Source organism: Acinetobacter sp. YH12128 (assembly GCF_013418655.1).
Taxonomy (GTDB): Bacteria; Pseudomonadota; Gammaproteobacteria; order Pseudomonadales; family Moraxellaceae; genus Acinetobacter; species Acinetobacter amyesii.
Map to the genome: position 1 here is coordinate 19,828 of NZ_VPBO01000016.1, position 12,424 is coordinate 32,251.

A 12,424-nucleotide genomic window follows, 5' to 3' on the forward strand; every position below is an offset into this window, starting at 1 on the left:
TTTTTAAACTTGACTTTAATGGTTGAAACTACAAAAATGCTGTCTTTAGTTTTATATGCCTTAGATCGATCACCCTTCGAATGAGTGCATTTTAGCAATGGACTTCTTCTCTAGCCGAGAAGTTGAACAAAGCCAACAAAATATGTTTATCCCAACATGTTTTAGACCCCATATTGCTCAAACAGCAAGCAGGTCAGATTTTTTTCTTATTGCTATGAAAACTATGAAATTTGTGTGCTATAACAGAGCACACAGTTAATGAATTAACCACGACAAATGCCCTCCATTTGTGCGTGAAAAAAGATTAGGGTGAATCACGTTGGAACTTTTATCTGGTGGTGAAATGCTCGTACGCGCTTTAGCGGACGAAGGCGTTGAACATGTTTTTGGATACCCAGGCGGCGCAGTACTGCATATTTATGATGCGCTATTTCAACAAGAAAAAATCAATCATTACCTAGTGCGCCACGAGCAAGCTGCTGGTCATATGGCTGATGCTTACTCACGTGTCACAGGTAAAACAGGTGTCGTACTGGTGACATCTGGTCCGGGTGCAACAAATACCGTAACTCCAATTGCAACTGCCTATATGGACTCAATCCCAATGGTGATTTTGTCAGGTCAGGTTGCAAGCCATTTGATCGGTGAGGATGCGTTCCAAGAAACTGATATGGTTGGTATTTCGCGCCCAATCGTAAAACACAGCTTCCAAGTACGTCATGCAAGCGAAATCCCTTCGATTATTAAGAAGGCATTTTATATCGCTTCAAGTGGTCGTCCGGGTCCTGTTGTCGTTGATATTCCAAAGGATGCGACGAATCCTGCAGAGAAATTTGCTTACGAATATCCTGAAAAAGTGAAAATGCGTTCGTATCAACCGCCGCATCGTGGTCACTCAGGTCAAATTCGTAAAGCAATTGATGAATTGATTCATGCTAAACGCCCAATTATTTATTCAGGCGGCGGTGTGGTTCAAGGCAATGCTTCTGCACAGTTGACAGAACTTGCACATTTACTGGGTTATCCAGTAACCAGTACCTTAATGGGTCTTGGTGCGTATCCGGGCAATGATGAACAATTCATCGGCATGTTGGGTATGCATGGTACTTACGAAGCCAATATGACGATGCACAATGCAGATGTGATTCTGTGTGTGGGCGCGCGCTTCGATGACCGTGTAACCAATAATCCAGCGAAATTCTGTCCAAATGCGAAAGTCATTCATATTGATATAGACCCAGCAACGATTTCAAAAACAATTATGGCGCACATCCCAATTGTGGGTGCAGTAGAGCCTGTATTGACTGAAATGTTGGCTCAATTAAAGCAATTGAATGTGTCTAAACCAAATCCAGAAGATATCGCGGCTTGGTGGAAACAAATCAATGAATGGCGTCAAGTTCATGGTTTGAACTATGACAAACCAACTGATGGTTCAATGAAGCCACAGCAAGTTGTTGAAGCGTTGGATAAAATTACCAATAGCCAAGCCATCATTACTTCAGACGTTGGTCAACACCAAATGTTTGGTGCGCTTTACTACAAATACACACGTCCACGTCAATGGATCAACTCAGGTGGTCTAGGAACCATGGGTGTAGGTTTGCCATATGCTATGGCAGCAAAACTTGCCTTCCCAGATCAACAAGTAGTGTGTATTACTGGCGAAGCATCGATTCAGATGTGTATCCAAGAACTTTCTACATGTAAGCAATATGGCTTGAATGTAAAAATTCTATGCTTGAATAACCGTGCATTAGGTATGGTTAAGCAATGGCAAGACATGAACTACGAAGGTCGTCACTCAAGTTCTTATGTTGAGTCACTTCCTGACTTCCCTAAATTAATGGAAGCGTATGGGCATGTGGGTATTCAAATTGATCATGCAGATGAACTCGAATCGAAGCTTGCTGAAGCAATGGCGATCAATGACAAGTGCGTGTTTATTAACGTGATGGTTGACCGTTCAGAGCATGTATATCCAATGTTGGTTGCTGGCCAGTCAATGAAAGATATGTGGTTAGGCAAAGGAGAGCGCACACAATGAGACATATTATCTCTGTACTTGTAGAAAACGAAGCAGGTGCGCTTTCACGTTTGGTAGGTTTATTCTCTCAGCGTGGTTATAACATTGAGACATTAAACGTAGCGCCAACAGAAGATCCGACGCTTTCGCGTTTGACTTTAACCACGTATGGCGATGAGCATAAAATTGAACAAATCACCAAACAACTCAACAAGCTTGTCGAAGTTGTTAAAGTTGTTGATTTGTCTGAAGGTGCTCATATTGAACGTGAATTGATGTTAATTAAAGTCAAAGCACTCGGTTCAGCACGTGCCGAAATTAAACGTACTGCGGATATTTTCCGTGGACAAATCGTAGACGTAACGCCAACGACATATACCATTCAAATCGCAGGTACAACTGAAAAGATAGATGGTTTTATTGATGCCTTAGCTGAAAATACAATTCTAGAAGTTGTACGTTCAGGTGTTTCAGGTATCGCACGTGGCGAAAAAGTTTTAACTATCTAATTTTATATATTCACCTCACTCCTATGGGTGAGGTACTTGAAACGTGAATAATCAAACAGAATCACGGTATCAAGTTAAAGGAAACGAAAGCATTTTAGCGGAGACAGCAATGCAAATTTTTTACGATAAAGACACAGACTTATCTATCATCCAAGGCAAAAAAGTAGCAATCATTGGTTATGGTTCACAAGGCCATGCTCATGCGCTTAACCTTAAAGATTCAGGCGTTGACGTAACTGTAGGTCTACGCGCTGGTTCTACTTCTTGGAAAAAAGCTGAAAATGCTGGTCTTAAAGTTTCAGAAGTTCCTGCTGCTGTAGCTCAAGCTGACTTAGTTATGATTTTGACTCCAGATGAGTTCCAATCACAACTTTACCGTGACGTAATTGAGCCAAACATCAAGCAAGGTGCAACGCTAGCATTTGCTCATGGTTTCTCTGTTCTTTATAACCAAGTTGTTCCACGTGCTGACCTTGACGTAATCATGGTTGCTCCAAAAGCGCCTGGTCATACTGTACGTTCAGAATTCCAACGTGGTTCAGGTGTACCTGATCTTATCGCTGTTCACCAAGATGCTTCTGGTAATGCACGTAACGTTGCGCTTTCTTACGCTTCAGGTGTTGGTGGTGGCCGTACTGGTATTATCGAAACTTCATTCCGTGAAGAAACTGAAACTGACCTTTTCGGTGAGCAAGCAGTCCTTTGTGGTGGTGCTGTTGAATTGGTTAAAATGGGCTTCGAAACTCTTGTTGAAGCTGGTTATGCACCAGAAATGGCTTACTTCGAATGTTTACACGAACTTAAATTGATCGTTGACTTAATGTTCGAAGGCGGTATCGCGGACATGAACTACTCAGTATCAAACAATGCTGAATATGGCGAATACGTAACTGGCGTTGAAGTAATCAACGAACAATCTCGTGAAGCGATGCGTAATGCGCTTAAACGTATTCAATCTGGTGAATACGCGAAAATGTTCATCAATGAAGGTGCGTTAAACTATCCTTCAATGACTGCTCGTCGTCGTCAAAATGCTGCTCATGGTATTGAAGTAACTGGCGGTAAGCTACGTGCAATGATGCCTTGGATCCAAGCGAACAAAATCGTTGATAAAGAGAAAAACTAATTTCTTGAATCAATTGATTTGAATACGAAGACCCACTCATTTTGAGTGGGTTTTTTAATATCTAAAGTTACGTGCCTTAAAAATAGAAAAGCATGCTTTTCTATTTTTTCGTACCTTGGATTCAAGCGAACAAAATCGTAGACAAAGAAAAGAACTAAGTTTTGATTTCTAAGTCAAAAAGCCCCCTGTTTTTAACAGGGGCTTTTTTATGCCTTACTGAAATCAGCATAAAGGCAAGTAAAACCGTTGATAAAGAGAAAAACTAATTTCTCCAATCAATTGATTTGAATGTGGAAGCCCACTCATTTGAGTGGTATTTAAATTTGCTAAGTACCTAGAAAGGATAAAAGGCAGTACGTGGCCTCTTTGCGTCCACAACAGTGATTTGCTTTTTGGGCTTCATTCAAAGCAGTACTTTTTCTTCCTTGTATTCAAGTAAAAAAAGTTGTAGAGCAATAAAAGAACAAAATTTTATTTCTCAGTCAAAAAAGATGTTTTTAATGGGGATGCCAAAGATTGGAAACATGGTCTTTAAAAGTGAATCAAATTTAATTTGATGGTTTTGAGTCATGGGTGGTTTCAAAACTCCTATATTTGTGTCAGCTGAGTTGAATTTAGGTTGTGATAGAGTAGGCATTATTCATGCTGCATGGAGTGTGTAATTGCAATGAAAATATCAAAACTCTCTCTCTTACTCGCTCTTTGTCTACCTGTGGTGAGTTTTGCACAAGTTTCAGATATAGCACAGTCTGAGTTAAAGCCTTTACCTGATGTTCGGATATCCATGCAGCGGATGCTTCGCTCTACTGAAGGGCGTTATTTCTTAGATTTGTATGCTGGCATATGGAATCCGCACGGGACTTTGACTGATTTGCAAGAGCCCAAACAAATTAACTTTAAAGGGACTCAAAAAGCAGATTTTATTGACTTGAATTCAGTCAATGTTGGGACGGAACAAAGTGCTGCAGCAGCTTATCGATTGGCAGGTACATTGAATGCAAATACAGGCTACTTTAAAGCTGAACTGACGGAACAAACGGCACCACCATCTACAAGTTATCTACAGTTTGAACCTGCGTTTAAAGCTGCAGATAAACCTATCCTGCTGTTTAAGTTTTATGGGGTGCAATCCGCAGACCAACCTTATGGGAAGTCTCTAAAACGCGTAGATGTGATTAATAAGTCAAATGGCACAGTACTACAGTCTTTACAAGGCTTTAATGCCTTTGGGAATAGTATGGGATTCTTAGATGTAAACTTTGATGGATACTATGATGTTGTACTTTCGGATACCTCTGATGGTCGAAAAATAGAAGATAAGCGATTTATTTATTGGATGTACAATCCTAAAACGAAGAATTTTCAACGCTCACCGCAATTGGAGAAAATTGCTGGCTTTCCAAAATTAAAAGGAGAGCTGCAGCAGATCGACTTTGGATCAGGTCAAATCTTTCGAGTCGATCAAGGATTGCTTTATCCAGTCAGTGAGTAAGTTAAATTTTTTAAAAAGCCCCATAACTTGGGGCTTTTTTATTTATAGAATTTTCTAAAGAAGAATCTAGGCAGTTTTAAAAGAGGTAGTCAGTATTTTGAATAAAAAATCAAAGTAAAAAGTGCGTTGAAAGAGAGGGGCAGAATTTCAATATGTGTGATAATTCATGTAATAAATGAGATTCTAAAAATTTAAAAAACAAAAATCTGAAATTTAAAGAAAGAAAATATGATTTACAAAAGCTTAACATTGGAAACTAAGCCGTGATTCAAAACCTGTAATTTAATACAAAGGCTCAGTATTTGGTGACGTAATTCTTGTATTGCGTTTCAAAAGACATACCTGAAAGTGGTGATTATACATTTGAGATTCTATTTAAAATTTAAATTTAATCGGTCTTTACTATTAATATAGTTGAATATTCACGTAGTATTGTTTTGTTTGAAAATTATTTTGAACTATTTCACAAATATTTGGTGAAATATGTAACAGCCTATATTATTTTTAATGTTACTAAATTTAATAAAAACAATAAGATATAATATACCAAAAAATAGGGATATGAAAAAAATCCCCAAAATTTGGGATAAAGAGAAAAATTAAATAAAAATATAAAAATTAAAAATATTTAATATATTACAACCACATAATTTAAATATTCGTAAAAAATAATATTACATGAATATTCGTGTGAATATTCCGCATTAGGTTCTTTTTTTCTCCACATGATTAAGAATGAATCAGCACCTAGGGAAAGTAAGATTAATTAGTTTTTCTTAATAAATATCCTTTGATGCACATACTAATAAATCTCATATGAGAATGGAGAAGTGAAATGTCTACATCTAAAATTTTAACCGCAGTACTATCTGCAACATTGTTCGTAGCACTTCCAGCAACATCTGCAATCGCTGGTGGTAAAAAAGAATCTAAACAATGTGGCGGTGCGCCGTGTGAAGGCGAAATCGACATAAAGTTACAGATTCTTAAAGCATGTGAGCTTTTGGTAGGTAAAGACATCAAACTCGTTGAAGACAGTTATACGGGTGCTAGTGGCTTTACAGTTACAACGAACACTCCATATACATTAAATCTATCTACGCTAAACGCGGGTTCAAGTGCAGATACTTTTGTAAAACATGAAACCACTAGTGATAAAGTATTTACAAAAATCACGACTTCAAAAGGTGGTGTGAATTATCCAATCGGTTCTACACCTGTAGCTGGTATGAGCGTTGATAACTTTGCTGTATCTGTAGCTCCAAAAAATACAATTTCAGGTACTCAACGTGCTGGTACATACAAAGATACTTTATATATCAAAGTAGCTTACTAATCCAAATTTAGGGAGTTGATTCTACACAGTTAGGGTCAACTTCTTTTTATTTTTGAATTGATAATAATATTTAAATGTACTGGGGTGGGTATATGAAAAGTTTATTCAAAGTCGTTTCATTTAGTTTAATGACTTGCTTATTGAGTCCTCAAATATTTGCAGGTATTTCAATTAGCCCTGTGCAGTTATATTTAACCGATAAATCTAAACAACGCAGTGCGACATTTACTTTGGAGTCGAAAGGGGATGATGAGACACCACGTATTTTTGAGGCTCAAGCATTTAAATGGACTCAAAATGCCGCAGGGGAAGATGTTCTTTCACCTGAATCCAATATTATTATCAATCCGAAGAACTTTATTTTAAAACCAAATTCAAAACAAATGGTTCGTGTGGGTTTTACTCAATCTGTAGAAAGTATGAACCTACAACAAGAAGAAGCATGGCGTATTCTTTATACTGAGCTACCTCAAGTGACGAACTCTGAATCGAAAATTGCACTGTTATTAAGTATTAATGTGCCATTTTTTGTCGGCAAACAAGAACCCGCTTATTTGAAATTTATTGCTAAAAAATCGAATGGTCGCACCATTATTCAGGTTGAAAATTTAGCAAAATCACACATTCAAATCCAAAAACTTTATGTCATCGATAAAAGCAAGAAAACAGTCGCTGAATCTTCCGATATGAAATATTTATTGGCATTAGGTAAAAACCAATACGACATCGGGAGTGTTTCTTTACAAGGCGCTAGTAATTATAAAGTCGTTGTGGAAACAGATAAAGGTGACACTCCTTTGGAGTTTAATTTAGTTGAGTAGTGGCTATGAATAGAATTACATTGCTTCTATATTGTATTTTATGTGCTAATTCTGCTCATGCAGAAGCTGTTGATATGCCTGATGATTTATTTCCAACCAGTATTTGGGTAAACGAAGTAGACCGCAAGAGCGAAGTATTATTACTGACTGAAAATAACAAGTTTTATATAGAGTGCGCAGATCTTGATAAGCTGCAAATTAAAGTAGAAATTCTGAAACGACATGCAACTAAAAATTCATTTTGTTTGGTAACGGATCAAGATATTCATTCTGGATTTGATCCTCAATTGCAAGCTATCAAAATTAATCTTCCATCAAAATATTTCTTTGGGCTAGAAACGGATGCCTTAATCAGTCAGCCGATGCCTGCAAATTTTGGTGCATTTCTCAATTATGAAATGCACTTTGAAAATAACACTCAACATAATAATTTTGGTGTACTGCCTGAACTTGGGGTGTTTAAAGACAATTGGATTTTAAGAAATAATGCCTTTTATCGAAATAATAAAGGGGATGATTATCGTGAAGAAAAATTTGTAAGGTTAAATAGTAGTCTTGAGTTTGATTTCTCCAAAAATGCGACCAAGCTGATTATTGGTGATACGACCTCTGCCTATAGCGCATTAATTCATGGTGTGCGATTTGGTGGTTTGAGTTTTGGTACAGACTATACGTCACGTCCAGATTTTGTGTATTGGAATATTCCAAGTCTAAAAGGTAGTGCAGTTTTACCTTCGACTGTTGATTTATATATTGATGGCGTAAATATTTATCAGAAAAAGATTTCACCTGGAGATTATAACCTACAAACAGGTGCCAATATTGAAAGTGCTGGTACAGCGCAAATGGTTGTACAAGATGTATTGGGGAATACCACTGTTCGAAGTTTTCCGGTGTTAATTAGCAGTAAATTGCTCAAAGAAAATTTAAATGATTACAACATATCATTAGGGAAACTACGCTTCAGTTATGACGAAGAAAATAGCGATTATCGCGATTTTTTCAGTTCAGCCTATTGGCGTAGAGGTGTCACCAGTCGTACCACGTTGGGTGCAAGTGCTACCTATAGTGACAAAGTAAAAAATGCAGGACTGCTATGGACGCAAGCGGTCAATCGATGGTTTGTTTTAGACAGTATTTTTTTAGGCAGTAAAACCGATAATGACGATGGCTATTCTGCAGGTTTGGCTATCAGTCGTAATTTCGGGAAACTTAATTTTGGTGTGAGTTCACGCTACGCTACAAATGATTATCGGGCGTTAGGTTATGAAGATAATCATATTTTTCCAAAATTTGAAAATATGGCGTATTTGAGTTTTGCTAATTTTCCATTCTTTCAAAATTTAAATCTGAACTATATCGAACAAACCCAGTATGAATCTAATGATCCTTTATTTGAGTTAGAGGATCGCAAAATGCTCACTGTGGGTGTGAGTCGCGAAATTACACCGAATTTAATGTATACCGCCAACTATTTCCAAGAATTTGGAGATAGCGATGACTCAGGTGCCTTTATTACATTTTCTTATAATTTTGGTGGTGGTAAGCGTATTCAGGCTGATGCGGGTACCAATAAATCCGGCGGTGTCCGTTTCATTCAAAATGCATTCGGTGAATATGGTGCAAATTATGCGCTCGGTGTGGATTATCGTAATGATGAAACGGTATTAAATGCCTATGGTGGTTTGTCCACTGATGTTGGTGATTTAACCTTAAGTCATCTCTATAGTGAAAATGATTCAACAACACAGGTTGGCTACCGTGGCGCTATGGTGTGGTTGGGTGGTCAATACGCATTGACCAGTTTTGTCGATAATGCCTTTGCTTTAGTGAATGTTGGTGGTCGTGAAGATATTGATGTCATGCGATCAATGTCTCCAGTCGCGAAAACCAATAAAAAAGGCTATGCCTTTGTACACGATATCGTTCCTTATATTAATTACGATATTTCATTTGATGAAAATCAATTACCGATCGAAAGCAAAGTTCCAAATGCTGCACATCGTTTAGTCGCATTAAGACAGCGTGGTTATAACATTAATTTTTCAGTATTTGATACACAACAAATATTGGTCAAAATATTGGATGAACAAGGTCATCAATTTGTTGCAGGAAGTGAAGTTGCAATTGATACCCCAGAAGCTGATGTTTATCCAGTGGGTTCAGATGGCACGGTAATGTTATATGGTTTGGTTGAAGGCTACTACAAGTTGACGGTGAGGACCAGTGGTGGTCGATCTTGCCAAACAGCGTTAACAGTGCCGAAAAAGGTAGAAAACCAAACTCCTGAATTAATTACATTGCAGTGTAAATAAAGGAGTATTTCCAATGAAAAGTATTTTACTCATCTCAGCAGCGTTATTTAGTTCAATAACATTTGCAGCACCGAGTCGCTGTGAAATGGGACGAATCAGTGAAACCAATATGCGCTTGGCGAATTACTATAATAGTCAAGCGGCGAGTTCATTTAGTGTCGATTGTTCTGGTAAATACCGCATACGCTTTAATAGCCGTAATTTGCAGGATACTTCGGGCAGTAGTTTTGTGACGAATGGCCCGATTAAGCTCAAAACACGAATGACTGTTTCAGGTGCGATGGAAAATCTGTGGAATGTTTCTACAGAGCAAGGCGCTGGCAAAAATAACTATGTGATTGCTGTGCGTTTGGTGGAGCGAGTGAATGCAACGACACCTGCAGGAATCTACCGCGATACAGTCTTTGTAAATATGGTGTTTTGAGAGGCTTAGTGAGTGATTTTATTTCATGGTTAAGGTGATTATATGCAGAGTGCTAAGTTCATGTCGCTAGATTGAAGCTTGAGTATAGATATTAATGTGAGTCTCTAGCTTCAATCTAAGTAGCTCCATTCTCTGTTGCAAATATAAAGTTGGATGTGAATGTCTTGAGTATTCGAGATGTTAAAATATCGATATAGCGTTAAGAATAAATAATTCAGAAAAAGTTTTTCTTATTAGAGTTCATAGGTTTAATATGTGATCTTGTTTTTATTTTAGCCATTTTATTTCGGCTAACGGGGAAGGTCAGTATTGAATCGCTATCATTCAAATGCTCCAAGTTGCGCATGTCGGAAAAAAGGTTCGATGTGCTTGGCGTATTGCGTTCAAACACGTCTGACATTTTTAAATGTCCTCATTTCTCTAATTAAACCTTTAAAGCTGAAATTTACCGTTCTTTGTCTTGTATTTGGTGCAATTGGGCTAAGTCCACAAGCTATTGCCCAATCATGTCAGTCAAAATTAGTCAGTCAAGAAGTCGCTCAGGCGCAGATGCCAAGCGGAGAATTGACCGGGCATGAGCATTGGCAAACGATAGAAAAGTTACCAGATCGTTGGAAAGATCGTTGGGATAATTATTCTGGCACAGCTTGGTATCGCTTGAAATGGCAATACACGTGTCAAGATGCAGGCTCAGATCCGCTTTCTTTGATGGTGAGTTACATCAATATGGCAGGGCAAGTGTATTTGAATGGTCAGCTGTTTTGGCAGGATGATTCATTACAAGAGCCTTTGTCACGAAGTTGGAATATGCCTCGGCAATGGGTAATTCCACCCAACAGCCTAAAGCAAGGTCAGAATGAAGTGCTGATACGAGTGGTGGGCGTCAATGCACTGAATCCAGGGCTTGGTGAGGTTAGTTTAAACCGCTATCACGATAATACCAAAGTGTATGAAAAACATTGGTTGGCTATGCGAGGCTTGCATAGCTACACCACTATTTTTGAGTTTATCTTGGGGATCATTGCGGGGCTGGTTTGGCTGTTTCGACGCGAAGAGAACGCTTTTGGTTGGTATGCCATAACCAGTTTTCTTTGGGTGCTATACGTTGGGCAACTTTTAGCTACCGAGACGCTTTGGGGGCTTTCAACGCTAGATTTCTATCGTTTGCATATCTTTATCTTTCTTTGTTTTACGACAGCGACTTGTCTCTATCCTTGGCGTTTTGCAGGACGAAAATTTCCACGTCTTGAAAAAGTCATGGGGATGACTGTTTTTGTATTGGGTTGCTTGATTTTTTTTACACCACAGTCTTTGGTACAACCTGTCTTAGATTTGAGTTTTATGGTGCGCTATGCTTGCTATATGCTGAATTGCCTGACATTTTCGTGGATTGCTTATAAATCAGGACAAGTTGAAGCCAAGTTGCTGGCAGGGATTATGTTGTTGATTTATGTCCCAATTGGTGCCCATGACGGTTGGCGCTTAATGATGAATGAAGGGGATTTGATTTCGGCATATGCTTCCCCGATAACAATCTTGGGTGTGGCGATTATTTTTGCACTACGCTTGACTAAAAGTGTGAGACGAATTGAAAAGTTTAATCAAACGTTGGCAACAACGGTCACTCAAGTAAAGGAAGAGTTGACGCATACCCTACAAAATCATTATCAGTTAGAAATGGAAAATACCCGCTTGCAAGAGCGTATTCAAATTGCACATGAGCTACATGATAGCTTAGGTGGCTCCTTGGTTCGTTCAATGGCATCGGTTGAGCAGAGTTCCAAAGATCTGACCAATTCGCAATTTTTATCGATGTTGAAAATTTTAAGAGATGATTTACGACATATCATTGATAGCGGTTCAAGTTTAGGCACCAAACTGCCTGAAACCCCATTGTTATGGATGGCACCCTTTAGGCACCGTTTTAATCAGTTATTTGATTAGCTCGATATACACGCTAAATGGTCAGTTCCTGCAAAATGGGAAGTGGATGTTACTCCAATGGAATGTTTAACCCTACAGCGTGTAGCCGAAGAAGCATTAACCAATATTGTGAAGCATAGTCATGCGACCGTGGTGCAGATTCGGATTTATTATGAAAACTCGGCATTGATAATGGAAGTAGAAGACAATGGTGTGGGGTTTGATGTGAATTTGGTCAATCAAGCCGGTTTGAGTGTGGGGCTTCGTAGTATGAGTGGGCATTTAGAGCGGATGAACGCGGATATGCAAATCACTTCTCGTGCGGGTCAGACGATTTTAAAAGTGATTAAAAATTACGGATAAATCATGATTTTGTAGAAGAAATTAGTCAATTTTTTTCAATAAACTGTCATCAAATAATCATCAAAATGCAAAAAACTGCTGCTTAAACT

10 protein-coding genes are annotated in these 12,424 nt (G+C 38.4%); all 10 read left to right on the plus strand.

Annotated elements, in window-relative coordinates; genetic code table 11:
- Positions 1 to 319 precede the first annotated feature (319 nt).
- Positions 320 to 2,047, plus strand: a complete 1,728-nt coding sequence (locus FTU64_RS09710) for an acetolactate synthase 3 large subunit (protein ID WP_168378448.1) — start codon at positions 320 to 322, stop codon at positions 2,045 to 2,047.
- Positions 2,044 to 2,535 carry an acetolactate synthase small subunit gene (ilvN, locus tag FTU64_RS09715; RefSeq protein WP_078189625.1) on the plus strand — a complete coding sequence of 164 codons (492 nt, stop codon included), beginning with the start codon at positions 2,044 to 2,046 and terminating at the stop codon, positions 2,533 to 2,535. The genes FTU64_RS09710 and ilvN overlap by 4 nt, the downstream gene beginning before the upstream one ends.
- 109 nt (positions 2,536 to 2,644) lie before the next feature.
- On the plus strand, positions 2,645 to 3,661 hold the full coding sequence (gene ilvC / locus FTU64_RS09720; protein WP_078189624.1) for a ketol-acid reductoisomerase: 1,017 nt from the start codon (positions 2,645 to 2,647) through the stop codon (positions 3,659 to 3,661).
- A gap of 667 nt (positions 3,662 to 4,328) precedes the next feature.
- Entirely contained in the window at positions 4,329 to 5,153 is an 825-nt protein-coding gene (locus FTU64_RS09725) for a hypothetical protein (RefSeq protein WP_257222235.1), read from the plus strand.
- A gap of 835 nt (positions 5,154 to 5,988) precedes the next feature.
- Positions 5,989 to 6,489 carry a hypothetical protein gene (locus FTU64_RS09730; protein ID WP_180005392.1) on the plus strand — a complete coding sequence of 167 codons (501 nt, stop codon included), beginning with the start codon at positions 5,989 to 5,991 and terminating at the stop codon, positions 6,487 to 6,489.
- 92 nt (positions 6,490 to 6,581) lie between these two features.
- Positions 6,582 to 7,310, plus strand: a complete 729-nt coding sequence (locus tag FTU64_RS09735; protein ID WP_180005391.1) for a molecular chaperone — start codon at positions 6,582 to 6,584, stop codon at positions 7,308 to 7,310.
- Between the two features lie 5 nt (positions 7,311 to 7,315).
- The gene (locus tag FTU64_RS09740) at positions 7,316 to 9,625 is read left to right on the plus strand and encodes a fimbria/pilus outer membrane usher protein (protein WP_180005390.1); all 2,310 of its coding nucleotides are present in this window, start codon (positions 7,316 to 7,318) and stop codon (positions 9,623 to 9,625) included.
- A 13-nt stretch (positions 9,626 to 9,638) separates the two neighbouring features.
- Positions 9,639 to 10,049: a hypothetical protein gene (locus tag FTU64_RS09745; protein WP_078189619.1), complete on the plus strand. Its 411-nt coding sequence runs from the start codon at positions 9,639 to 9,641 to the stop codon at positions 10,047 to 10,049.
- A 369-nt stretch (positions 10,050 to 10,418) separates the two neighbouring features.
- Positions 10,419 to 11,993, plus strand: coding sequence for a 7TM diverse intracellular signaling domain-containing protein (locus FTU64_RS09750; protein WP_180059685.1), 1,575 nt, complete (start codon positions 10,419 to 10,421; stop codon positions 11,991 to 11,993).
- Positions 11,994 to 12,050: 57 nt separating this feature from the next.
- Positions 12,051 to 12,335 carry a sensor histidine kinase gene (locus tag FTU64_RS09755; RefSeq protein ID WP_168378455.1) on the plus strand — a complete coding sequence of 95 codons (285 nt, stop codon included), beginning with the start codon at positions 12,051 to 12,053 and terminating at the stop codon, positions 12,333 to 12,335.
- Positions 12,336 to 12,424: the final 89 nt, after the last annotated feature.